At 45.2% G+C, this 22,921-nt stretch carries 24 protein-coding genes; 11 read left to right on the forward strand and 13 right to left on the reverse strand.

Annotated features, from left to right (window positions below; all coding sequences use genetic code 11):
- The first annotated feature begins 37 nt into the window (after positions 1–37).
- Positions 38–826: a methyltransferase domain-containing protein gene (locus KXJ80_RS20925; protein ID WP_069453666.1), complete on the forward strand. Its 789-nt coding sequence runs from the start codon at positions 38–40 to the stop codon at positions 824–826.
- A gap of 131 nt (positions 827–957) precedes the next feature.
- Here KXJ80_RS20925 and KXJ80_RS20930 read toward each other — a convergent pair whose 3' ends face one another.
- Positions 958–1,863 carry a TraB/GumN family protein gene (locus KXJ80_RS20930; protein ID WP_069453667.1) on the reverse strand — a complete coding sequence of 302 codons (906 nt, stop codon included), beginning with the start codon at positions 1,861–1,863 and terminating at the stop codon, positions 958–960.
- 48 nt (positions 1,864–1,911) lie between these two features.
- Here KXJ80_RS20930 and KXJ80_RS20935 point away from each other — a divergent pair, with 48 nt between their 5' ends.
- Both KXJ80_RS20935 and KXJ80_RS20940 read left to right on the forward strand, forming a co-directional pair.
- Positions 1,912–2,220, forward strand: coding sequence for a hypothetical protein (locus KXJ80_RS20935; protein ID WP_037414094.1), 309 nt, complete (start codon positions 1,912–1,914; stop codon positions 2,218–2,220).
- Positions 2,221–2,318: 98 nt separating this feature from the next.
- Positions 2,319–4,073, forward strand: coding sequence for a GGDEF domain-containing protein (locus tag KXJ80_RS20940; protein ID WP_037414097.1), 1,755 nt, complete (start codon positions 2,319–2,321; stop codon positions 4,071–4,073).
- A 13-nt stretch (positions 4,074–4,086) separates the two neighbouring features.
- Here the strand turns inward: KXJ80_RS20940 and KXJ80_RS20945 are convergent, their stop codons facing one another.
- On the reverse strand, positions 4,087–4,611 hold the full coding sequence (locus KXJ80_RS20945) for a DUF3016 domain-containing protein (protein ID WP_037430174.1): 525 nt from the start codon (positions 4,609–4,611) through the stop codon (positions 4,087–4,089).
- Between the two features lie 270 nt (positions 4,612–4,881).
- Here KXJ80_RS20945 and KXJ80_RS20950 point away from each other — a divergent pair, with 270 nt between their 5' ends.
- Together KXJ80_RS20950 and KXJ80_RS20955 are read left to right on the forward strand one after the other, a co-directional pair.
- Positions 4,882–5,190 (forward strand): hypothetical protein, encoded by a 309-nt coding sequence (locus KXJ80_RS20950; protein WP_037414101.1) that lies wholly within the window; start codon positions 4,882–4,884, stop codon positions 5,188–5,190.
- Between the two features lie 150 nt (positions 5,191–5,340).
- Positions 5,341–5,655 (forward strand): hypothetical protein, encoded by a 315-nt coding sequence (locus KXJ80_RS20955; RefSeq protein WP_037414024.1) that lies wholly within the window; start codon positions 5,341–5,343, stop codon positions 5,653–5,655.
- A 6-nt stretch (positions 5,656–5,661) separates the two neighbouring features.
- On the opposite strand, the gene KXJ80_RS20960 is transcribed toward KXJ80_RS20955, so the two are convergent.
- Positions 5,662–6,171: a DUF4240 domain-containing protein gene (locus KXJ80_RS20960; RefSeq protein ID WP_037414022.1), complete on the reverse strand. Its 510-nt coding sequence runs from the start codon at positions 6,169–6,171 to the stop codon at positions 5,662–5,664.
- A 125-nt stretch (positions 6,172–6,296) separates the two neighbouring features.
- On the opposite strand from KXJ80_RS20960, the gene KXJ80_RS20965 reads away from it, so the two are divergent.
- From KXJ80_RS20965 to KXJ80_RS20980, 4 genes are all read left to right on the forward strand, one after another.
- Complete coding sequence (locus KXJ80_RS20965) at positions 6,297–6,680, forward strand: hypothetical protein (RefSeq protein WP_144375763.1); 384 nt, start codon at positions 6,297–6,299, stop codon at positions 6,678–6,680.
- A 73-nt stretch (positions 6,681–6,753) separates the two neighbouring features.
- Positions 6,754–7,551 (forward strand): response regulator, encoded by a 798-nt coding sequence (locus tag KXJ80_RS20970; RefSeq protein WP_037428647.1) that lies wholly within the window; start codon positions 6,754–6,756, stop codon positions 7,549–7,551.
- 147 nt (positions 7,552–7,698) lie between these two features.
- A complete protein-coding gene (locus KXJ80_RS20975; RefSeq protein WP_037414018.1) occupies positions 7,699–7,971 on the forward strand; it encodes an HU family DNA-binding protein in 273 nt (90 codons plus the stop codon).
- A 289-nt stretch (positions 7,972–8,260) separates the two neighbouring features.
- Positions 8,261–8,953: a TorF family putative porin gene (locus KXJ80_RS20980; RefSeq protein WP_218737508.1), complete on the forward strand. Its 693-nt coding sequence runs from the start codon at positions 8,261–8,263 to the stop codon at positions 8,951–8,953.
- A 45-nt stretch (positions 8,954–8,998) separates the two neighbouring features.
- Here KXJ80_RS20980 and rimK read toward each other — a convergent pair whose 3' ends face one another.
- The 4 genes from rimK to KXJ80_RS21000 all read right to left on the reverse strand — a co-directional run bounded on the left by rimK (position 8,999) and on the right by KXJ80_RS21000 (position 14,370).
- Positions 8,999–9,904, reverse strand: coding sequence for a 30S ribosomal protein S6--L-glutamate ligase (gene rimK, locus KXJ80_RS20985; protein ID WP_218737509.1), 906 nt, complete (start codon positions 9,902–9,904; stop codon positions 8,999–9,001).
- Between the two features lie 150 nt (positions 9,905–10,054).
- Complete coding sequence (locus KXJ80_RS20990) at positions 10,055–11,776, reverse strand: putative bifunctional diguanylate cyclase/phosphodiesterase (protein ID WP_218737510.1); 1,722 nt, start codon at positions 11,774–11,776, stop codon at positions 10,055–10,057.
- 9 nt (positions 11,777–11,785) lie between these two features.
- Positions 11,786–12,220, reverse strand: coding sequence for a response regulator (locus KXJ80_RS20995; RefSeq protein WP_055648652.1), 435 nt, complete (start codon positions 12,218–12,220; stop codon positions 11,786–11,788).
- Positions 12,217–14,370: a CHASE domain-containing sensor histidine kinase gene (locus KXJ80_RS21000; protein WP_218737511.1), complete on the reverse strand. Its 2,154-nt coding sequence runs from the start codon at positions 14,368–14,370 to the stop codon at positions 12,217–12,219. Before KXJ80_RS21000 ends, KXJ80_RS20995 begins: the two co-directional genes overlap by 4 nt.
- Positions 14,371–14,679: 309 nt before the next feature.
- Between KXJ80_RS21000 and KXJ80_RS21005 the strand changes: the two genes are divergently transcribed.
- Positions 14,680–14,856 (forward strand): PA3496 family putative envelope integrity protein, encoded by a 177-nt coding sequence (locus KXJ80_RS21005; protein WP_011621344.1) that lies wholly within the window; start codon positions 14,680–14,682, stop codon positions 14,854–14,856.
- A 502-nt stretch (positions 14,857–15,358) separates the two neighbouring features.
- On the forward strand, positions 15,359–16,714 hold the full coding sequence (locus tag KXJ80_RS21010) for a flavohemoglobin expression-modulating QEGLA motif protein (protein ID WP_037414006.1): 1,356 nt from the start codon (positions 15,359–15,361) through the stop codon (positions 16,712–16,714).
- Positions 16,715–16,757: 43 nt separating this feature from the next.
- Here KXJ80_RS21010 and KXJ80_RS21015 read toward each other — a convergent pair whose 3' ends face one another.
- The 6 genes from KXJ80_RS21015 to KXJ80_RS21040 all read right to left on the reverse strand — a co-directional run bounded on the left by KXJ80_RS21015 (position 16,758) and on the right by KXJ80_RS21040 (position 22,915).
- A complete protein-coding gene (locus KXJ80_RS21015) occupies positions 16,758–18,200 on the reverse strand; it encodes an MBL fold metallo-hydrolase RNA specificity domain-containing protein (protein WP_218737512.1) in 1,443 nt (480 codons plus the stop codon).
- Between the two features lie 117 nt (positions 18,201–18,317).
- Complete coding sequence (locus tag KXJ80_RS21020; protein WP_218737513.1) at positions 18,318–19,187, reverse strand: DUF2927 domain-containing protein; 870 nt, start codon at positions 19,185–19,187, stop codon at positions 18,318–18,320.
- Positions 19,188–19,191: 4 nt separating this feature from the next.
- Positions 19,192–20,460 (reverse strand): organoarsenical effux MFS transporter ArsJ, encoded by a 1,269-nt coding sequence (gene arsJ / locus KXJ80_RS21025; RefSeq protein WP_218737514.1) that lies wholly within the window; start codon positions 20,458–20,460, stop codon positions 19,192–19,194.
- Between the two features lie 9 nt (positions 20,461–20,469).
- Entirely contained in the window at positions 20,470–21,483 is a 1,014-nt protein-coding gene (locus KXJ80_RS21030; RefSeq protein ID WP_218737515.1) for an ArsJ-associated glyceraldehyde-3-phosphate dehydrogenase, read from the reverse strand.
- A 190-nt stretch (positions 21,484–21,673) separates the two neighbouring features.
- Positions 21,674–21,910, reverse strand: coding sequence for a thioredoxin family protein (locus KXJ80_RS21035; protein WP_037413994.1), 237 nt, complete (start codon positions 21,908–21,910; stop codon positions 21,674–21,676).
- 9 nt (positions 21,911–21,919) lie between these two features.
- Positions 21,920–22,915, reverse strand: a complete 996-nt coding sequence (locus KXJ80_RS21040) for a permease (protein ID WP_218677942.1) — start codon at positions 22,913–22,915, stop codon at positions 21,920–21,922.
- Positions 22,916–22,921 lie beyond the last annotated feature (6 nt).

The raw sequence follows: 22,921 nt of genomic DNA on the forward strand, positions 1-22,921 counted from the left end.
CGACACTATCGCCCCCAGTCTTTAACTTAGTTAACCCGTGCAAGATAAGAATTTCGATAAACTCGCGCAAAAATTCGCGAAGAATATTTATGGCACGCCTAAAGGTGAAATCCGTGCTGCCGTGCTATGGCGCGATCTTGCTCCTGCATTAGCGCAATTTGGCGATAAAAAATTACGAATTTTAGATGCCGGCGGCGGTTTTGGTTACTTCAGCCAAAAGCTAGCACGCCTCGGACATGAAGTCGTACTGTGCGATATTTCCGCCGAAATGCTCGCCCAAGCGAAAGAGCAAATCGATGCCAGCGACACGCCATTGGCCATCAGCTTAGTACATTCGCCCATTCAAGCCTTATCGATTGCTGAACATGGCATGTTCGATCTTATCCTTTGTCATGCCGTGGTTGAATGGCTAGTCGATGCCAAGACCACCATGGAAGGCTTATTGACCATGCTTAAGCCCAATGGGCTGTTTTCGCTGATGTTTTATAATAAAGAAGCGATGCGATTCCATGCGCTCGTGTCGGGTAATTTCGACTATGTGGCCGCCGATCTAAAAGTGAAGAAGAAGGTACGCCTCACGCCAACGCACCCGCTTTATATCCATGATGTTAAACAATGGTTTGCCGAATGGCACATGACCCTGCAGCGTGAGTCGGGCGTGCGAGTCATTCACGATTATTTGAAAAAACAGCAAGCTGCGGATTTTGACTATCAAAAACTGCTGGCGATGGAGCTCGAATATTCGCAACGCGAGCCCTATATTTCGCTCGGTCGTTATGTGCATTTTTTAGGGCAAAGCGCTGCAACGTCCCAAGCATCTGAGTAATATCGCGAAATAATATAGGACGCCTTGGCGTCCTATATTATTAAATCACCCGATGATTTGCTCCTAACTCAGTGCACCAAGTGCGTTAAAACTCAGAGTCACAAGCACAATCACTGTCAAATCACTAAATATCAGTATGATAAGTCACATTGCTCACGCCAACAGGCGGTTACTTTCGCGCCCTTCTGCTTAAGGAGTTGCACCACACTCTTATCGCCAACCACATGGCCCGCTCCCACCACCACAAATAAAGGCTCGCTAGCAGTTACTGAACCTATCAATCTTATTATCCCATCAGCCATGACTTTATTACGCTGCCAGAGAATTTTATCCAGCATCTGTGTATCACCCTCGCCACCCAGTTGCTCCTGCATTAGCGTATCCAGCGCGGCTTCATCACCACTGCGCCATGCATCAACCAGTGAGAGCAGCTCAGCATCCGGCGCATCAATAGCTTCACGTACCATTGCCCACTGGATTTGACTATCAAAGGAGGCAAGTAATTGAAACTGAGACTCAGCCGTCTCTAACTCATAAACGGGCTTATCCCCGCGCCCAAGCAACTGCATGTCGACACCATAATCGGTGCTAAAACCTAAGCCATTGTAGCGTAATAGATTAAGTTGAGATGCCTGTAGCCAAGGCGCGAAAGCTTGAATTGACTGACATAAACTCGCTTTATCCCCACAATATTGGTTCATTGTAGTGACTGTTTGTTTATCTCTACTTTGCCAATCAAGCCCTTGCGCTGAATTTGCCATACCGTATTTTTGCAATAAGGCGCGGCTATCAACCTTATTCATATCGATTTCGACAACAAGTCCTTTGGATTTGGCGAACGCCGCCTCAACTTGTGCAGGCATAGGATAAAAATCAGCACGACCAATATGAATAGAGCCCAGCAGATAAGCAGATTTCCCCTGCCATTGCACACGATAAAATGGCGGCTTATCTGTCGATGCAGCCCAAGTTATCCCACTTGCAAACAGCGTAACACTTAAGAGTACGAGTAATAGTCGCCACCGACTTGTTGCCATATCCTTTGCCCCTTATAATTCCTGCAAATTTTGCAATGAGACGCTGTTATGCCACACACTAAGGTTATAGAGCAACTGAAAGAAAATCTTCAAATCGCCTATCGCCAAGCCATCGATGCCGACGCTAAGTTAGATGAATTGAAAAAAGCTGGCCATGGAAAATTCACGAGTATCTTTACAGCCGAACAAGGGTTTATGGTTTCAAGCAATCGCTTTTTGCCATACGTGCAAGAACTGGTCGATGACTTAACTAAATTGCAGCAACACACTAGCCTTGACCCCGTCGCACTCGAAACCTTAGTGCGTCAACTGGCCGCGCTGCTGCAAACGCTGCACGCCTTTAAAAAGCAAAGTTAATTCCATTTCCACGAGTGGATTTTCAGCCGCACAAATTGTCATCATTTTGTCATTTCTAAGTCATAGACTCCGCAAACATTGTTGCGGGGGCAGAAGTAATGACGAGTTTAGATCTAGCACAAGAGCTTGATAAGATAATTGCGAAGGGGGCAATCAGCCCCCTATTTCAGCCCATTTTCAATATATTGGAACATAAGATCCACGGCTTTGAGGCGCTCAGTCGTGGGCCAGAACACAGCCCACTTTATTCACCCGTTCCCCTCTTTAAAACCGCTGAACATCAAGGCAAGTTGAGTGAGTTAGAAACCTTATGCCGCCGTATTGCGCTGGAGCAATTTAAGCTACGTCAGTTTCAAGGGCGCTTGTTTATCAATATTTCCCCAAAAGCCCTGCTCGATCCGGCTCACCCTAAAGGTATGACGCTGCAACTGTTGCAACAGCTCGGGATTTCACCCTCACAAGTGGTAATTGAGCTGTCGGAGCAATATCCCGCCGATGACATTGATTTACTCAAATCTTGCCTGAATCACTATCGTAGCCAAGGATTTATGACGGCTATTGATGATTTAGGTGCAGGCTATTCGGGTTTACGGCTGTGGTCAGAGTTATCCCCCGACTATGTAAAAATCGATCGGCACTTTATCCACCAAATTGATTCGACCCCAGTTAAACAAGAGTTTGTGCGCTCGATTGTCGAACTCTGTCAAAGCCTTACTTGTAAAGTGATTGCCGAAGGAATTGAAACCCAAGAAGAACTAGCCGTACTTAAGCAGCTAGGAATTGTTTATTGCCAAGGTTATTTGCTTGGACGTCCAGAGGCACAACCAAGTCGCGCAATGAAAGCGACCTTAGTCCCTAACAATACCCAAATTCAGCCAAGATATAGCGAATCCGCTGAAAGCCTCTGTACCAGTGCAATAACAGTGGTGCCGACACTCAAGCTGAAGCACCTAAGCGACACCTTTAGCGCCCAACCCACCTTACAAGCCGTCGTTGTGGCGCAAGATCAACTGCCGCTGGGGATTATTAGCCGAGCAACTCTGCTCGAACTTTTCAGTACCCCCTATGGTCGGGCGCTTCATGAAAATCATGCGGTTAGCGAGGTGATGGATCACCAAGTGCTACAAATTGAAGCTAACGAACCGCTCTCCATTGTGAGTCAGTTATTGACCTCGGAGAGCGCCAATACCGTCGCCCAGCAATTTATTATTCTGCGCCGTGGCAAGTTGCTCGGCATTGGCCACACCAAAGATTTGCTCCAGCGGATCACCGAGCACAGGATCAAAATGGCAAGACATGCCAATCCCTTAACGGATTTACCCGGTAATGTGCCGATCCAAGAAGAACTAAAACGTCTCAGAACTCAACAAAAGCCTTTCTACTTGGCCTATTTTGACCTGTGTCAGTTCAAGCCTTACAACGATATTTACGGCTTTTGCCGCGGCGATGAGGTGATCTGCGAGGTCGCCAATCTATTAGTGAAATACAAGACGGACAACTGCTTTATCGGCCATGTGGGCGGCGATGACTTTGTGGTGATCAGTACCTGTAATCAACTAATCGACCGTTGCCAACGGATATTGACGGATTTTGAAACCAATAAACCTCTCTTCTATAGTGCCGAGCATTGGCAAGCCCAAGAGATGCTAGCAGATGACAGGCAAGGACAAGCTTGTTATCACAAGTTGATCAGCCTATGCGTTGGCGTACTCACACCAGCCCATACCTTTAACTGCAATGAACACAGCCTATCGACCTTAAGTGCCAAGGCAAAAAAACAGGCAAAATCAGCAAGTAACGGATTTTGCCTGTTAGAAGAACGAGAAGAGACTCTTCAAGCCTTGAGTGCTTAGATGGGACTAATGCCTACAACTTAGGCGCAACGGTTTTTTTCAACCAATCGCTGAGCATTTTTGTTTCATACATAAATGGCTTATCATTCACTGACTGAATGCCGGACATAAAGCCCATGTCGGAGAGTTTTTCATCCCCCGCGATGATCACTTTGTCATTTTCAAGTACTTGATAACTAAAGGTTATACGGGGTGGGTAAAGATCTTTTATCACCCGTAAATCATCAGCTGTCGCCCCAAAGGTTGGACGCATATCGCCCGCTAAGTCGACATCAGTAACTGTCATCTCCAACTTTTGGTTCGGTTTTAAGACTTTTACGGCTTCTTTATTGATATTGGTGGTTAAGGTATCGAATAAACGCTTTTCATAACGGGACTGAATTTCGCCCGAAGATTTAATATCACGAAAATCTTTTGGATTTTGCCAAACAATCTTCACCACTCCGTCTTCAGTCACAGGGTCAGTTTTCGCCTCATCGGCGGCCCACACACTACTGCAACTCAACACACCGGCGAGTAATAGGAACTGGACTTTCATATTTGCCTCCTAGGCCTAATAGTTTCTGCGTTATACCGTACAAAATCTAACCTGAACTCGAGCTTAATGCAAAACGCTCCCCTTAACAGCACATAATCAGTAAGCTTTTGTATAAATTAGTAAATATGATAGAAAATTTCAGATGATATCGTATCTTTTTGTATCCAATACCCAATAAGGGATAAAGTTATTAATTTGTGACTTTTTAACGCGCATATTACCTAAAAAAGTATTATCCTTCGCACACTGTTTTATGACCTCTAATTAAAAATGAAATTCCCCGTTGTACCTGTATTTGTATTGATCCTACTTTCCTGTTTTGCCAGCGCGATTTGGTTTATCTCCTCAGGGGAGAAAGACACGCGCCCAGAAACTTGGTCATCTTTTATTTATACCCATGGTTATGATTCAGGTAAGTATAAAAAAACTGATAATTTCAATAGCTATGAGGCCTGTCGAGACTTTGCCAAAGAGCAATCATCTTTTTACGATAACGTGCCTTGGGAATGCGGTCTAAAATGTGGTTTTGACTCCCGTAAACAGGGATTTCAATGCCAAGAGATGCGTAACGAGCAGTAAGGTTATGGTTCAGCCAAGGTTCAAGATATCCCAGGTAAGCTTAATTTCTAAGCAATACCTTTGGTTTTGTTGGTCATGGATGCACGATGAAAGCCAAACGACGATTTAAAAACCAACCGAGTTCTGGTGATTTTAATTTGGAGTTTATCTATGAAGCTAAAAACGGCCCCCATACGCCATGCAGTGATAACAAAGTTTACCTTATGCACTCTGCTCACACTCAGCACACTGATCAGTTTATCCAGCCATGCTGCGACACTGACGGCCGAACAGCAACAAGCAGTAAAATCGCACTTCGATAAACTGGCTCAGTCACAGCAAGTTGCAGAGCAACGCCTGACTGAGCAGCTCGATCAAGAATTTACCCGCCAATTAGCACAGGAGGAGCATCAGTTCATGCGCCAAACGTGTACCCAATACGGCATGACCTTCGACGTTACCAGTAACGCATGTTTGCGCTCTTAGGGCGAATTAAAACGGAAAACGCGCACTAAGCTCAGGATATTGCTGTCTTAAGTCTTTGGGTTTAGTGCTAAATTTTTTGCCTACGGGAGTCGCTTTACCCGAAGGCATAAAAGGCAACTCTTTACCCGTTCGGTCTTCGTATAATTGCCCTGCAATAAGATCGTAATCTTCAATAAAGGGATAGGCATAACCATCCTTTTCTGGCCATGCAGTTAACTTCGCTAACGAATCAGGCTGGGCAATCACGGCCTCATAACGGGCTTGTCCAAGTGAAATCAGAAACGCGCGAAATTCGGCAAAGGCATAATCAGAATCACACCCCGTAATGATATAAGCCGCCCCCCAAACCGACCATAAATAACTTCGGCGCATCTGTTGACCAAACAGCTTATCAAAGACTTTTAGCTCTTCATCACTCAGTTTACTCAGTTTCAGCTTTAATGCCTCAACCAAAGACTCTTGGGATTGCGCTGGTTCACTGCGGGTCACTAAGTCCCAAAATTCTACTTCTGTCATCACTTAACCTAATGTTTAATACCCAAGCAAAGGCGTATTCTACATGATAATACGGTTATGCTGGACTCAGTTCTGGGCTTTTCCTACACTTGCTCCACTTCACATTAGCCAGTAACCCTAACTTTATGCCTAAACGCCTAATCCTATTGATAACCCTTTATACTCTGTTTGCCATTGTTGCCCTGCTACGTGCGGTTGCCACGGGTTCATTCGATCTCTTTAGCTTAGGTGTATTGCCCGTGTTGTTTGGCATACTGACACAAGCACCTTGGTCTAGCTTAGTGCTGAAAATTTATATTGGATTACAAACCTTAGGCCTGTCAGCACTTGGGGTTACTGCCATTATCGCCTATCAGATTACACCTCAAGACGTTAAAGTGGTGGTAGAGGGTCATAACATCCCGATGTTACCGCTGGTGCTGTCTATCATTGCCCTGCTATTAGTACAGTATTGGATCGCATTTTCACGGGTAACCCGTGATTATTTAACTGCAAAATTGAAAGCTTGATTTAATGTGTTGCGAAGCAGTTATTTCTCGCCTAAGTTAACGCCTTTCTAAAAAAGCCCAATAGCTTGTGACTATGACTCATTTATCGCCTAACGAATTATCGATGCTTATTATTGAGCCATCGGAAACCCAGCGCCGCATTATCATCAAGCGCTTACAGCAAGAAGGCATTGTTAGCATCGAAAATGCTGCCAATATTGAAGAGGCTAAAGGACTCATTGCTCGACACAAACCCGATCTCATTGCCAGTGCAATGCATTTTGAAGATGGAACAGCGACCGAGTTTTTGAACTACCTGCGCAGTAAAAGTGAATATAAAGATATTCAATTTATGCTGATCTCAAGTGAATGTCGCCGTGAACAATTGGAGATTTTCCGCCAGTCTGGCGTAGTCGCGATTCTGCCAAAACCTTTTAATGCCGAACACTTAGGCAAGGCGCTAAATGCGACCATCGATTTGCTCAGCCACGATGAACTCGACTTAAGCCACTTCGATGTGCACGATGTACGCGTGCTTGTGGTTGATGACAGTCGCATGGCACGTAATGTGATCAAGCGAACTATTGGTAATTTGGGGATAAAACTGATTACCGAAGCAGAAGATGGTGCGCAAGCCATTGAGTTAATGCGTCATAATATGTTTGATTTAATTATCACTGATTACAATATGCCCAGCGTTGATGGACTGGCATTAACGCAATTTATCCGTAATGAAAGTCAACAATCCCACGTGCCTATTTTAATGGTCTCGTCTGAGGCTAACGATACACATTTAAGTAATGTATCTCAGGCAGGGGTGAATGCCCTGTGCGACAAGCCCTTCGAACCCAAATTAGTTAAGCAACTCTTATATCAGTTGCTCGAAGAATAAAACCTAAGTCACGAATGGCGCAAATACCCTCCAATTTTGTTACTTCGATGACACAAGCCCGCAGCAAAGGGCTTTCCAACGCTTTAACCTTGTGGCATGTTAGGCTCGCTGACTTACATAAATCTACGGAAAGAAGAGACAATAAAAATGAACAAAACTGAACTTATCGCCAAAATTGCAGAAAATGCCGATATCACCAAAGCTGAAGCAGCACGAGCATTGAAATCTTTCGAAGCGGCGATTACTGAATCAATGAAAAACGGTGACAAAATCTCTATCGTCGGATTTGGCTCCTTTGAAACAGCGACTCGTGCAGCTCGTACTGGTCGTAACCCACAAACGGGCAAAGAAATCCAAATTGCGGAAGCGACTGTACCTAAGTTTAAAGCGGGTAAAACCCTGCGTGATAGTGTGAACTAATTCGGCTCAACATTTTATTGTGAAAACGCCTCCAAAGTGAGGCGTTTTTTTTACCCTCACGAAAGCATAAAGATGATTTTTTGCACAAACACAGTGCGTCCACCGCTCCATTTTTGAGCACTTCAAAACATTTAATTAACATAAATTATGTAACCAATTGTTTTTAAAGATGTTCAAATAATGGCATGTGATTAGCAATTCCCTTATCAGAAAAAACCATGATGCACCAATGCCGCCGTATTTAAGTGGCATGAGTGAATCGATAAATAAGTCAATCGAGGGGATGAGTATGAGAAAATCACTGTACAGGGTTTTGGCATTATCGACGGGATTATTACTAACCACTAACGTCTTTGCGGCGGTATCCGGCAATATTGGCGGCACATCAAACTATCTATGGCGCGGAGTGACTCAAACCAATGATGCGGTCGCGATCCAAGGCGGTCTTGACTACAGTCATGACTCAGGATTTTATGCGGGTACGTGGGCATCAAATGTCGATTTTGGCAATGACACTAGCTACGAGTTAGACCTCTATGCTGGTTACGGTGGCAATATCACCGACGATCTCAGCTATGATTTTGGCTATCTCTATTATGCCTACCCCGATGCCGAAGGCAGCATCGATTTTGGTGAGCTCCACGGGGCTATTACCTGGAAGTGGGTTGAACTCAGTTATTCCCACGTGATCAATGCGGGTGATGACGTAGCGGCGGAACCACTCGATAACAAAGATATGAGTTATCTTGCCGCCACAGCATCTTTCCCTTTAACCGAGAAACTTAGCCTGTCATTCCACTATGGCTACTCCACGGGCGATGTGGTTGAAGCTTGGTTTGGTGAGGATAACTATGCCGATTACAACGTAACACTTAGTGCAGATACCAGCATGGGCACAGTCTCTTTTATGGTATCAGATACTGATCTGGCTGATGACGATGCTAAAATCGCTTTAGGTTACTCCTATAGCTTTGATTTATAAAATAAAGAACTAAGAAACACGCCGCGTTAATCGCGGCGTATTTTATTAAGCGATCACCGCCCGATTCGACTTACGTGCTAACACCATTTTCTCAATATATTCCACAATAGGATCAGTTACCGAAATACCCGTAGTTTGCTCAATACCTTCGATACCGGGAGCTGAGTTCACCTCAAGGATCAACGGGCCACGATTCGAACGTAAAATATCCACGCCTGCAACGACTAATCCCATCGCTTTAACAGCGGCAACGGCCATCTTGCGCTCTTCTGGCGTAATTTTCACTTTTTCACCACAGCCGCCTAAGTGTAAGTTAGAACGAAAATCGCCCTCTGGCCCCTGACGCTTCATCGAGGCCACCACTTTATCACCCACCACAAAACAGCGAATATCACTGCCGTTGGACTCTTGAATATACTCTTGCACCAAAATATTGGCTTTGAGCCCTAAAAAGGCTTCAATCACGCTCTCAGCGGCGGTTTTCGTTTCCGCTAATACCACCCCAATCCCCTGCGTACCTTCGAGTAACTTGATCACTAAAGGAGCACCGCCCACCATATTAATGAGATCAGGAATATCATTGGGTTTATTGGCAAATCCAGTGATAGGCATACCAATGCCTTTGCGTGAAAGTAATTGCAGAGCACGTAACTTATCCCGCGAGCGTGCTATCGAAATTGAATCGTTGGCGGCAAATACACCCATCATTTCAAACTGGCGCACCACTGCGCAGCCATAAAAGGTCACACTGGCATGAATACGCGGAATAATGGCATCAAACCCTGTTAATTCTTCTCCCTGATAATGAATGCTAGGTTTAACGGAATTAATATTCATGTAGCAATTCAAGGTATTAATCACCACAGCCTCATGACCACGGCTTTCACAGGCGGCCACTAAACGTCGGGTGGAATACAATTCTGGAAACTGAGATAAAATACCGATTTTCATTACTAAATGACCAAATTAAACACAGTGATTGAAGCTCTGAGCACATTGCATCAGAAAGGGGCGCTGATATTTGTCTATTGCTCAGTGTAAAGCAAGAAAATATTCCTCACCAGACGAAAACCTAAGCCTTAGTCAAACGTAAGATAATCTTCACAATTTAGTGACTAACGGTGTAATGAACCTTGCTTCAAATTCGCTTGCGTCTAGAGGACGAGAAAAGAAGTATCCCTGTAATAGATTGCAGTGTCTTACTGTACAAAACTCCGCTTGCTCGATGGTTTCAATTCCCTCGGCAACAGAGGTGACGTTAAAGCCATAGGCAAAGTTAAGCAACGCTGTGAGTAAACGAGTGTCCTTTTCGTCCTTATCGTAAGAAGCAATAAAACTTTTATCGATTTTTAACACGCTGATGGGGAACAACTTTATATGTTCAAGGGATGAAAATCCGGTACCAAAATCGTCCAACGCAAATCGCACTCCAAGTTGGGCTATTTTATCGAGGATCTTGGCATGTTCATGGGGTTCTTCAATCAAACAGTTTTCAGTAATTTCCAACTCAAGTGCACTGGGCGCTAGCCCTGTCACGTTAAGAACATGGGCGATTTTCTCATATAAGTTGATATGCCCAATTTGAGATGCAGATAAGTTCACTGCAATGGTAAAACGATGCCCTGTTGGAGCTAATTGACTCAGCCAATATTGGGCCTGTCGGCAGGCTTCATACAATACCCAGTCACCGATTTCTTCCATCAACCCAATTTCTTCCGCTATGGGCAAAAATTGGTCCGGAGAAATCAAACCATCTTCGGGATGCAGCCAACGAATTAACGCCTCCATTCCCACCATATGGTGTGTTTGCGCGTCAACTTGCACCTGATAATAAACCTTAAACTGATTCTGCCTTAAGGCCATTTTTAAGCTGGACTCGATATGATTGCGGTAGCGGACTTCTTTATCTAGCGCCTCGGAATAAAACTGGATCTGATTGCGTCCCATTTTCTTAGCACGATACATGGCGATATCGGCGCATTTCATTAACTCAGAGCTATCAGAGGCGGCTTCATTATAAAATGCCACGCCAATACTGGCGCCAATCATCACATCGTTATCTCCAAGGCAAAACACTTCTTCAAAAGCTTTAAGTAGACGGTTAGCCACTATCATGGGGAAATATTTGTAGTCATTGTCAGTCACTAACACCACAAATTCATCCCCGCCTAAACGAGCAATGACGTCACCATCCCGTAACACGGCGCTGAGTCTCGATGCGACTTTCACCAACAAAATATCACCCGTTTGGTGACCTAACGTGTCATTAATCGCTTTAAAATCATCAAGATCAAGTAAAATCACGGCTAAAAAATCATTACTGCGTTTTGCTCTTGCAATGGCGCGATTTAAACACAGCTCAAATCCATAACGATTCATCAATTTGGTGAGTGAATCGTGCTCCGCCAGTTCTTTCAGTTTCTGATGGCTATTTCGTAGGGCAAGTGCCATTGAGGCGCGCTGTTTAGCGTAACGAATTGAACGACTCAGGATTCTTGAGTTAACTTCATCTTTAAGTAAGAAATCTTGGGCACCTAACTCAATACAACGCTGAGCGAGTTTTTCATCTTCGTAACGGCTCAACATCACCACCACAGTTTGATCTTGAGTCATAGAATTGAGCTTGATAAGCACTTCTAAGCCATTAGCATCGGGCAATAGGTAATCGAGTAGAATCCCGTCAAAATGACGCTCCAAGGCAAGATTCAATCCATCAAAAGCACAGTTTGCCTCAACCACATTAAAAGCTAACTTGGACTGTCGTAGCGCTCGAATAATAGCGGTTCTATCAACTTCATCATCATCGATAAGTAGTAAATCCATATACACATCCTATACGCTTGGAAGCTCAACGATGCGCCAGTAGCCTTCCAACATATTAAAAATATTGTGGAAACCATCTTTAATATCTGTTTTAACCATGTAACCAGCCACATGGTGACGGTAGGCTCTCATCCGATCTTCATCGGTACTAGAAGTCGTCAGCATAAACACAACGGAAGAAGACAACGTCGGATCAGAACGAATATGTTCAAGAAATTCAAAACCATTCATTCTGGGCATATTGAGATCGAGCAAGATCAAGTATGACCCCTTAATAGCGTTGGTATGCGTCAGAATTGTAAGTGCTTCAAGCCCATCCCTCGCTCGCACAAGAGGATTAAGCAAACGCAGTTGCTTCATCGCCCTCTGCACCGCCATATAATCCACATCATCATCATCAACTAACAGAATGGTCACTTGTTTATAGTCATGGCTATTACTCATACCGCCTCCTTGTTGACTATGTGCATCGGCCAGCTAAACCTAAAGCAACAACCTCGCCCCGCTGATTCAAGTAGAATTTCTCCCCCTAGACTTTCAACCGTCTTTTTGACAAGCGACAATCCCAAACCGCTTCCCTCGACTTCGTCTCTTGGTCTAAGAGTTTGAAACATTTCAAATACTTTCTGGTGAAACGGGGCAGAAATTCCAGGTCCATCATCAATCACGCTAAACCAGTAATAGTAGCCTTTTGTTTCACATTGCACCTTAAGTACACCAGCACCTCTATCATGGTGTTTAATGGCATTGCTAATTAAATTCCGAACGACTAGTTCTAAGAGCGTTTTAACCGTTTTAAATCGTGGAAAATTACCTTCGATGACCAATTCAAATCCCTGAGGCGGAGCGACCAAAGCGAACATATCTTCGACCAGTTGTCGACAATCGGTGTCAACCATTTCAATATCAACACGCCCAATGCGTGAAAACGTTAACAACCCGTCGAGTAATAACACCATTCTCTGGATACGATTCTGAATTAAGCCTAAGTATTTTTGGACATTTTCATTGGTGTTATCAGCAAGATCTTCACTTAACCAATGGGTTAGTTGCTCAATGCCTCTGAGGGGCGACTTCAAGTCATGGGAAGCAATATAGGCAAATCTATCTAGCTCTTGATTAATACGCTCCAACTCTGTCGTATGCTCGATACGCTGCGCTTCAATCCGCTTACGTTCAGAAATATTATTGATCGTCGTTAAAATGTAGATTCCATTACTAAAGTGAATAGGAGTTAATCCGACCTCGATCGCCAAACGTGTACCATCTTTGCAGCAACCAAACAGATCATCCCGCATCGACATATTCTTCGCGATGGGATGAAGCAGGTAATGAGATAGATGTTTTTTATGAATTTCCATAAGCGATTCAGGTAGTAACATATTAATTGAACGTCCAAGTAACTCCTCCCTCGTATAACCAAAAAGCCTTTCGGCATGGGTATTGACTAAGGTAATCGCGCCTGTTTTATCAACCATAAACAGTGCACTCGGAGAAGCCTCGATGACTAGACGAAAGCGTTTTTCATTGGCAATTAATTCGGCGGTTAACATTGACTCTTGGTAACGGTTACGAGCCATACTGATCACTGCATAAAGTAAGGCAAGAATAAAGGCGCAGCCAATCACTTGCAGCCACATACTTTGGGTTTGCTCTGCAATTGAAATAAAGCGCGACTCAGAAGAAACATCTATTCGCCAAACTTGCCCTTCCATGTTTTCTAGTTTTGATTGATAAAAAACATCCTTCGGAGAGGGAAGCGCTTTGTGGGAACTAAACATTAAACTGGCATGATTTGCCTCTGAACCATCATAAATGGCAAGTTTTAGACCGGAAAAACGTTTTCCCATAATGCCCTGCATTAAATTATCCATCCGAAAAGGTGCGTAAACCACACCTATCGCTTGCTGTAGACGTTCCGCTTCTGTCACGGGTTGACCATGATAAAAAGGAACATACATCAATACACCTGCCTGAGAATTATCGGGCGTTTCCTGCACTAAGGTAACTTTGCCAGACACCTTAACTTGTCCCGAAGCAATAGCGTTTAGAATTGCAGTGCGACGAGTTGATTCGGAACACATGTCAAAACCAAATGCCCGTTGATTTCGCCAGTCGAATGGTTCTAAATATTTGATAACACAGTAAAGCTCTCTATTACCTGTGGGTGTGACGCGAAAATCAGTAAATCCCTCCTGTTGGACTTGCTGTGTAAACTCATCCAAGGATGTTGGCATCACTAGTTGAGCAAAACCTAAACCTTGAATCCCTGGGTAATAATCGGATAAACGCGCATTAGCGACATAAATTTGCCATTCACTGCGAGTGACGCCGTTGGAGGACAAAAAAAGCCCTACTCCACCACGTAAAACTTGCTCATAGGCCATCATTCTTCGGGTAACAGCTTCGGACAACTCCTGAACATGATTATTAAACCGCTCTTCGCCTCGATCTCTTAAATATTCCTCTAAAACAAACCAAGAAATACCCATAAAAGTCAGCGCGGCAAATAACATCAGCCAACTTGAACGAATCACACTAACGAAAAAACTTTTTGGAGGGCCGAAAGATTCAGGAAAACGGTCCGTGTCCATATTAGCTTCCCTAGCAAAGTTACATTTGAGTGTCTTCCCCAAGTGTTGTTCGATTTTTATGCAAATTCAAGTTTATCCGACTATTTAAGTAGGACTTAACATCAATATAAAAAGAAAGTGTTATGCGCTAAATCACAAAATTCAGCAAAAACTTAAATAGCCTTAATTCCCCTAAAAATCCAGTAATGCCATAGGAGTAACACACTGTCGTATGGGAAAAAAAATTTGCATTTATGAGTAAAATTTTTTGCTTTTCTGCCACACTCTTTTTAGATAGAAAGGCGTTAGGAACAACATGAGGAATTCGTTATGGCTCATATTACTGAAGTCGTGCCCAACGATACTGAAATTGAGGCAATGACCACCCCTAGAAATAGCAAAGCAGCAGAGGCAATGCAGCACAAGCGTGAAATCAAGAAACGCTTAGAAGATTATCTCGAACGTGCCGAATTACGACGCGCATTAGGAGATGATGACTTTTTCTAAACTTCCTACTCCCATAAGGCATTATGGTCGTTTAAGTTCACGACTGTTATCCAAACCTTCACCCAGCTCCTTGGGGCTGGGTGCAAACGTTAACACTGATTTACCAAGCCGACTTTTCCTCATTTTATAAACCTGTGTCAGCCTAGTTTTATCAGCTACCGTTAAATCGGCACCACCAACGCATGCACTGCTGCATCGTTTCTCAAATAGCACAATGCAGCCATAATCATCTCATATAGACTTTATAAACTTTTAGCATAAGCTAATTAGTCTTAGTCTCATTGGGATAAAACAATATTTAACAGTTACTTGCATAAAAAATCTTCGCCATTTTCAGGCTAAAACAATTCATATTGCACCAAAATGATTCACTAAATCGATAGCAGATAAGATACTTAATCGACAAGATTTAATTGTTCTGGGTAAGAAACCTATAAAAACAACGACTTTACCGCTATGATTGAACTAATTTTAGCGCCTAAGTAGCAACAGGATTTCGGGAATGTCAGAGTCATTAGCCCAGTACCAAGAAGATTTACGTCGCTTTTCCGATGAGCTGATCCGCATTCAAACCCCGATCAAGATTTTAGACGCCATCAAATGGCCACGGGAAATGGAGGAGCGTTTTCTTTCTAGTAAAGGCACGGTTCTGCCAGCAATTACACAGGATTTTTATCAAAAAATTGCTCTGCCCTTCGATCCCGTAAAAACACAGGCTGAATTACTTTCTCTCAAACAAGACATTCATCGACGTTTAGGCAAAAAAGACAAGCTGGGCAAGATATTAGTCGCTAACGTAGACCAGTATCGTCTGGTGGTCGATATGCTGGGTCATCGAGGGACCCCTGTCTTTGGTCAGCTTAGCCAAGAGCTCTACGGCAGCGCCAGCCACAGATTACATGGCGATCGCCACACTCTACGTCAATTGGGCGATAAACTCAGTTATATCTTCTCATTGCCCGCAGCGCGGCATATGAATAAGCATCACCCTAAAATCATCAGTGCCCCCGAAGCCGTGAATGTGCTGAGCCAGCGATTGGAAAAATACTTCCATAGCGATGATATGCGGGTGCGTTTGAGTGACGGGATTGTGTCTGACGCCGCGGTGGGGGGCGATACGGTCAAACTCAATAGTAAGGCCATGTTCAGCGAGTCAGATCTCAATGTGTACGAAGTTCATGAAGGGTGGGTGCATGTGGGCACCACCCTGAATGGTCGGGCTCAACCCCATGCTACTTGGCTCAGCGTCGGCTCTCCCCGCGTAGCTGCCACCCAAGAAGGGCTTGCTGTATTACTCGAAATGCTCACCCTAAGCTCAAACCCAGGCCGTGCCCGCCGTATTAGCGACCGTGTCGCAGCGGTAGATATGGCGGAAAATGGGGCCAACTTTATTGAAGTATTTAACTATTTTAGAGAGTTAAATCTTAGCGCTAAGGATAGTTATCGAGTCACACAAAGGGTGTTTCGTGGCGGTATGGTCGAAGGCGGCAGCTTTTTTACCAAAGATATTTCCTATGTGCGTGGTTATGTCGAGAACATCAACTTTATCCGCAGCGCCATCACATCGGGTTTACCCGAACTTATCCCTATGCTGTTTTTGGGCAAACTCGCCATTGAGGATATTCCCGTTCTCTATCAAGCCTGCCAAGAAGGCATCATTACGCCACCAAAATATTTACCGCCCATGTTCGACAACTTCAGCGGTTTGTATGCTTGGTTTGGTTTCGCCTCAGGATTGGCAGGAATCGATTTGAAAGGAGTGCAACGTCATTTCACTCGCCTATTTAAAGATGTGCCCAGTATCGACCCAAGCCTCGAGTTACTCGACGACACTGAATTTGATAACAACTCAGACTAACGCAGTAGTTTGCCCACAACCTCTTTAGGTAGTGGGCTTAAGCTTAAGCCGTTATCCACATCAGTTTGGGTAAAGCGTTCAAATCCAACTTATCGCCACGGGTGGCAATAGCCAGTGCTTTAGGTTTGGTTTTAGGCTCTTGATTCATGGCTGCCACTAACCCCTGCTGGGCTTCGGCTTCGCCATGCACTAGCAATAAAGGTGGTTGATCTTCAAAGTGCCGATACCAACGTAGCAACTCTGCCTGATCCGCATGGGCGGATAAGCCTCCGATGGTATGTAACTTGGCGGCAACTTTGACGCTATTACCATGGATAGTGAGCTCCTCCGCGCCATCGACCAAGGCTCGTCCAGGCGTGCCAAGCGCTTGGAAACCACAGATAATCACATCACATTCTGGCCGCCACAGATTATGTTCCAAATGACTACGGATACGGCCACCATTACACATGCCGCTACCCGCAATAATGATCAAGCCCTGATGCACATCGTTTAATGCGATAGACTCTTCAGTAGTTTGAATAAATTCGACATTCGATAATAAGGGATGTTGCCCCGGATGCTGGCGAGTAAAACGCTTAAAATCATCATCCATTAACGGATAGTTATTAACATATACCCGTGTTGCCTCAATCGCCATTGGACTATCGAGGCAGACTTTCCAGCGAGATAAATCCCAATCTTTAGCATATAAATGAAATAGATATAAAAGCTCCTGCGCTCGCCCTACTGAGAAGGCTGGCAAAAGAATATTACCGCGGCTCTCGGTGACTGCCTTAGCAAAAATCGCCTTTAATTCGGCCAGAGTATCAGTCCAGCTTCGGTGGAAACGATCGCCGTAGGTGCTTTCCATTAACACTAAATCTGCGGTGTCGACTAAGGTGGGATTACGTAATATCGGCATACCCGCCCGGCCAAGATCACCACTAAAGACGATTTTCTTCTGGGACTTACCTTCGCCTAACCATAACTCGACTAAGGCAGAACCTAAAATATGCCCCGCATCTGAGAGGCAAATATCCACATGGGGAATAACCTGAGTCACTTGGCCGTATTCCAGCGGCACAAATTGACTAATAGCCTGTTCGGCATCTTCGACGGTGAACAGTGGCTCTAGGGGTTCAAGATCATGTTTAGCGCGCTTTTTATTGATTCTTTCGGTGTCGCGCACCTGCAGCATCGCCGCATCTTTAAGCATGATCGCGCACAGCTCTGCTGTGGCTTTATGGGTATAGATTGGCCCATCAAAACCCGCTTTGACTAAGAGTGGTAAACGCCCTGAATGGTCGATATGAGCATGGCTGAGCACAACCGCGGAAATAGACTCAGGATCGAAGGTGAAGGGCTCATGGTTACGCAATTCATCCGCTTTACCACCTTGGATTAAACCACAATCGAGTAATAAGCGTTCATGATCGACCGAGAGCAAATGGCATGAGCCGGTCACTTCCTCTGTCGCCCCTAAAAACTGCAGTGTCATCCGCATGGTGTGCCTCCAACGTGATTACCTCGTATAAAGCTAGACTATGCCCTTATTCCTAAAACAAAAAGCAATAATTAGTCGCATGCGAGCAATGTCAACTTTTGCCGTAACACTCAAGCATCAATAACCTAATAGCGGGTACAACTCACCTTGGCGCACGGTTTTATCGGCATTGATTAAGGTGCCATCACGCTGCCATTGAGCGAGTTGATCTTGAATGATGGGTTGCACTTCTTTTGCCGTCATCCCTGCGTTAATCTGGCGACTGTAGAGTAATTTCAGCAAAATATAATCGAGCCCAGTGAGTAAGTCCTGCGGGGTTTTATCGTTAAAGATGGATGGAAATACTTTTTCAGAATCATTGGGTAACCCAAGTACTTGAGTGATTTCTTCGACGATACAAGCCACTAACTTACCGTGCATTTTTGCCTGATCCACAGGAATAATTACCCAGGCGCGCTCAATCTCATTCTGAGAGTTGAGGGCAAATTTACCCATACAAACAGAGCCATGAATATTACTGGCTGCACTCGCGCCCATGAGGCGCATCACCTCATCGGCCCATTGGGATTGGCGGGTAAAGACTAAATGTAAATTAGCCTCTTCGAGCTTATCTACCTGCAAAATACTGTGACCCGTGATTTGCGCGAGATGACTTAGATGCATCTGCACCAATTGCGCATGCAGTATATTGTCGCCAACTTGGTGCTCAACAAAGACGCGCACGGGTTTTTGCCATTTTCGTACTCGGTGCTTATCTTTATCGTATTCATTTTTAAGGGCTATCTCATCGAAAGCTTGGGTGATGTAGGCTGGATTTTTCCAATCTCGAATGGATGTTGAAGCGAGATTGGGTATGTCGGCCTCTTTGGGACTTAACGTCGGGGAAACCGATGCGCAGAGTGGCGCAACAAAGGCTGCAAGTAGCGAAACAATACAGGCTAAGCCAATCGAACTCTTCCCCTTGAAGTGCTTTCGCCAGATTAACATGTTGTTATTCCTTCGATTGTCGAGGCAACTTAATAGAAATCAAGGCCGTAGTCGCGATAAAGGCTGTCGACATCCATAAGCAGGCCACCAGCCCATGACTCTGATACACCCAGCCAGAAAGCACGGTTCCCACCAAACGCCCCATAGCGTTGGCCATATAATAAAATCCAACATCGAGGGATACCGCCTCTTCGCTGGCATAACTCACAATCAAATAACTGTGCAGCGACGAGTTCACCGCAAACAGAGCACCAAATAGCATTAAGCCCAGCAACAAACTGGCTTCAGGGTAAAAACTGAACTGTATCGCGCTAGCAATCAATGCTGGGATAAAGGCCAAGATACTGGCCCAAATTAACGCGCTGCGACCATCGGGTACAGCACCGACGGCTAAGCTTTGGTGTTGGTGATTCCCAGTGATCTTAGGCGCCAAGGTTTGTACTATACCGTAGCCGATAACCCACACAGCTAAAAAGCCGCCCACCGCCCAATGATCCCAGCCAAATTTACTCGCTAGATACACAGGCAGCGCCACCACAAACCACACATCCCTGGCGGCAAACAGGAATAATCGAGCCGCCGAGAGAATGTTCACACTGCGACTCTTAGAGAAAATCTCCGTAAATTTAGGCTTATTCTTGGCTTTACCTAAATCCTTCTTCAGCATCACTAAGCTCAGTAGCCATACGAGTCCGAGCATACTCGCCATAGTGGCGATCGCCAGCTCAAATCCAAGTAAGGCAAGCAAAACACCTCCGAGGAAAAATCCCGCGCCCTTGAGGGCATTTTTAGAACCCGTTAACAAGGCTACCCACTTATAAAGCTTGCCTTGCTCGCCTTTTGGTACTAGCAGTTTGATCGCGCTTTTAGCACTCATCTTATTGAGATCTTTAGCAACTCCAGAAAGCGCCTGCGCCGCCATCACCCAAGGCACGCCCGCGAGCCACAGCGGTAAACTGGCGGCAGGTACCAATAACATTCCTAATGCCAACACCTGCATGCTAAGACCTAGGTTCATGGTGCGATTTAACCCTAAACGCGCACCGAGATAGCCGCCCACCAGATTGGTTACGACGCCAAAAATCTCATAGAACAAGAACAACATCGCAATCGCGAATGGCGTATAACCGAGATCGTGAAAATGCAGCACCACCAACATCCGCAGCGCGCCGTCGGTTAAGGTAAAACTCCAATAATTGAAGGTGATCAGCAAATATTGCCGCACGGCGGCGGGCAATTGCATCAGTTGTTCAAATAGCTTGGCAGCAGGCACTATGCTCTCCTAACGTGGCACATCAAGCTGACCGACTAAACGGGCAAGTTCGGCGGTGCGATTGGCGTAGCCCCACTCATTGTCGTACCACACGTAGAGTTTTAGCTGAGTACCATTCACCACCATGGTCGAGAGCGCATCGACAATGCTCGAACGGGGATCGGTTTTGTAATCCACCGACACCAGCGGCCGCTCTTCATAGCCTAAAATCCCCTTAAGCTCCCCCTCAGCGGCGGTTTGTAGCAGCGCATTCACTTCTTCTTCGGTCACGCTGCGTTCAAGCTCAAATACACAATCGGTTAGAGAGGCATTGGCGAGCGGCACCCGCACGGCGTGGCCATTTAGCTTGCCCTTAAGCTCGGGGAAAATATGGGTAATCGCCGTCGCGCTGCCAGTAGTGGTGGGGATTAAACTCAAGCCACAGGCGCGGGCGCGGCGTAAATCCTTGTGGGGCGCATCGAGAATGGTTTGGGTGTTAGTAATATCGTGGATCGTAGTCATAGAACCGTGCTTGATGCCGATCTGCTCGTGGATCACTTTAACCACAGGCGCAAGGCAGTTGGTGGTACAAGATGCCGCGGTCACAATCGGATGAATAGCCGGATCGTACAACTGGTTATTCACACCCATCACCACATTTAACACTCCTTCCTCTTTGACTGGCGCAGTGACTACAACCCGTTTAACACCTTGATCTAAATAGGCTTGTAATAAGGCTTTGGTTTTCATCACCCCAGAGGCTTCAATCACTACATCGCATCCAGACCAATCGGTCTCGGCAATCGTTTTATTACGTGTGGTGCGAATGCTTTTATCTTGAATGTGGATCTGATCATTACTCGCCGTCACGGGATGACACCAGCGGCCATGGACAGAATCAAACTCAAGCAAATGAGCTAAGATGGCCGCATCCCCCGCCGGATCGTTAATCTGCACAAACTCCACCTCATCCCATTCCCATGCTGCACGCAGGGCTAAACGCCCCATACGTCCGAAGCCATTAATGCCAATTTTGATTGCCATGCTGATATTCCAATATGTTGATTTAAAATTTTATATTGTTAATTTTTAATATGTTATGAGTATTGCGGACTTTTTACTTAAGCGATTACATCGCCATTGCCAACCCTATTGGATGACAATGGCGCATCTTGTTAACGACGATTATTGCTAGGCCAAAAGCAAGTCTTGCTCAATGATAATGGCTACTAATTTACTCCCTTAGCCATCCTTCAATTTCATCTCGGGTCGGTACTGAGCCGCTGTGGATTAACTCACCATCGATCACAACCGCTGGGGTTTTCATTACGTTAAATTTCAATAGGGTTTGCGGATCGGCATCCTTTTTCACAATCACATCTATGCCCATTTCTTCAGATATATCCGCAATCATTTCAGCGGTTTTACTACATTTAGCGCAACCACTACCTAATACTTTGACTTGTTTCATGTTATTTCCTTAAAGATACGGTGCTGCAAAATTAAACATCCAACCTACTAACGTAAATGCCGTTAATAGCACAATCAACAGCAGCGCCAACAGGCGCCACTGCATAACTTGTTTGAGTAAAATAAATTCGGGGAAACTGGCTGCCACAGTGCTCATACAAAATGCTAGCGTAGTGCCAATTGGCAGACCGTTTGCTAGCAAGCTTTCCATGACAGGAATAATGCCTGTCGCATTCGAATAAAGGGGAATGCCGATTAATACAGCCGCGGGCACTGACCACCATTGACCTTGGCCTAAGTGGGTTTCAACCCAACCCTCAGGTACAAAACCGTGCAGGGCAGCGCCAAGACCTACGCCGATAATGACCCACTTCCAGACGCGGCCAAAAATATCAATAGCCTCAGCTTTGGCAAATTGATGACGTTCAGAAAAAGAGAGGGTTCGCTGAGTCGTTGAAACAGCATTTGATGCTGTCATCTGACGCCCACGGACGAGGGCTTCGGCGGCGAAGGATTGCAACCAACGCTCAGCCTTCATCGCATCTAGCAATAATCCGCCGAGCATACCCACTGCCATCCCCACAGCCACATAGAGCAAGGTAAATTTCCAACCGAGTAAACTCATTAGTAATAGGACAGCGACTTCATTGATCAAAGGTGAAGTGATCAAAAAGGCCATAGTAATCCCAAGGGGGATGCCCGCCGAGGTAAAACCTAAAAAGACGGGGATACTCGAGCAAGAACAAAAAGGCGTGATAGCGCCAAAAATCGACCCCAGCAAATAACCCACGCCCTTATTCTTGCCCGCTAAATAATTGCGGACTCGCTCAACATCTAAGGACGCCCGCAGCAGGGCGATCACATAAATCATCACCACCAGCAATACGAAAATTTTACTGACATCTTCAACAAAAAAATGCACTGCGTCGCCCAAGGCCAAACACGCATCGAGGCCAAACACGCCAAACACTAGCCAAGTCGCAAAATCAGTAAATATTTGGAACATATCGCT

It is taken from the genome of Shewanella xiamenensis (genome assembly GCF_024971755.1).
In the GTDB taxonomy this organism is placed as follows: domain Bacteria; phylum Pseudomonadota; class Gammaproteobacteria; order Enterobacterales; family Shewanellaceae; genus Shewanella; species Shewanella xiamenensis.

What these genes read in the sequence shown, in the direction of transcription:
- KXJ80_RS20930 (WP_069453667.1), bottom strand. Translation starts at nt 1,863, where the DNA reads ATGGCAACAAGTCGGTGGCGACTATTACTCGTACTCTTAAGTGTTACG.
- KXJ80_RS20935 (WP_037414094.1), top strand. Translation starts at nt 1,912, where the DNA reads ATGCCACACACTAAGGTTATAGAGCAACTGAAAGAAAATCTTCAAATC.
- KXJ80_RS20940 (WP_037414097.1), top strand. Translation starts at nt 2,319, where the DNA reads ATGACGAGTTTAGATCTAGCACAAGAGCTTGATAAGATAATTGCGAAG.
- KXJ80_RS20945 (WP_037430174.1), bottom strand. Translation starts at nt 4,611, where the DNA reads ATGAAAGTCCAGTTCCTATTACTCGCCGGTGTGTTGAGTTGCAGTAGT.
- KXJ80_RS20950 (WP_037414101.1), top strand. Translation starts at nt 4,882, where the DNA reads ATGAAATTCCCCGTTGTACCTGTATTTGTATTGATCCTACTTTCCTGT.
- KXJ80_RS20955 (WP_037414024.1), top strand. Translation starts at nt 5,341, where the DNA reads ATGAAGCTAAAAACGGCCCCCATACGCCATGCAGTGATAACAAAGTTT.
- KXJ80_RS20960 (WP_037414022.1), bottom strand. Translation starts at nt 6,171, where the DNA reads ATGACAGAAGTAGAATTTTGGGACTTAGTGACCCGCAGTGAACCAGCG.
- KXJ80_RS20965 (WP_144375763.1), top strand. Translation starts at nt 6,297, where the DNA reads ATGCCTAAACGCCTAATCCTATTGATAACCCTTTATACTCTGTTTGCC.
- KXJ80_RS20970 (WP_037428647.1), top strand. Translation starts at nt 6,754, where the DNA reads ATGACTCATTTATCGCCTAACGAATTATCGATGCTTATTATTGAGCCA.
- KXJ80_RS20975 (WP_037414018.1), top strand. Translation starts at nt 7,699, where the DNA reads ATGAACAAAACTGAACTTATCGCCAAAATTGCAGAAAATGCCGATATC.
- KXJ80_RS20980 (WP_218737508.1), top strand. Translation starts at nt 8,261, where the DNA reads ATGAGAAAATCACTGTACAGGGTTTTGGCATTATCGACGGGATTATTA.
- rimK (WP_218737509.1), bottom strand. Translation starts at nt 9,904, where the DNA reads ATGAAAATCGGTATTTTATCTCAGTTTCCAGAATTGTATTCCACCCGA.
- KXJ80_RS20990 (WP_218737510.1), bottom strand. Translation starts at nt 11,776, where the DNA reads ATGGATTTACTACTTATCGATGATGATGAAGTTGATAGAACCGCTATT.
- KXJ80_RS20995 (WP_055648652.1), bottom strand. Translation starts at nt 12,220, where the DNA reads ATGAGTAATAGCCATGACTATAAACAAGTGACCATTCTGTTAGTTGAT.
- KXJ80_RS21000 (WP_218737511.1), bottom strand. Translation starts at nt 14,370, where the DNA reads ATGGACACGGACCGTTTTCCTGAATCTTTCGGCCCTCCAAAAAGTTTT.
- KXJ80_RS21005 (WP_011621344.1), top strand. Translation starts at nt 14,680, where the DNA reads ATGGCTCATATTACTGAAGTCGTGCCCAACGATACTGAAATTGAGGCA.
- KXJ80_RS21010 (WP_037414006.1), top strand. Translation starts at nt 15,359, where the DNA reads ATGTCAGAGTCATTAGCCCAGTACCAAGAAGATTTACGTCGCTTTTCC.
- KXJ80_RS21015 (WP_218737512.1), bottom strand. Translation starts at nt 18,200, where the DNA reads ATGCGGATGACACTGCAGTTTTTAGGGGCGACAGAGGAAGTGACCGGC.
- KXJ80_RS21020 (WP_218737513.1), bottom strand. Translation starts at nt 19,187, where the DNA reads ATGTTAATCTGGCGAAAGCACTTCAAGGGGAAGAGTTCGATTGGCTTA.
- KXJ80_RS21030 (WP_218737515.1), bottom strand. Translation starts at nt 21,483, where the DNA reads ATGGCAATCAAAATTGGCATTAATGGCTTCGGACGTATGGGGCGTTTA.
- KXJ80_RS21035 (WP_037413994.1), bottom strand. Translation starts at nt 21,910, where the DNA reads ATGAAACAAGTCAAAGTATTAGGTAGTGGTTGCGCTAAATGTAGTAAA.
- KXJ80_RS21040 (WP_218677942.1), bottom strand. Translation starts at nt 22,915, where the DNA reads ATGTTCCAAATATTTACTGATTTTGCGACTTGGCTAGTGTTTGGCGTG.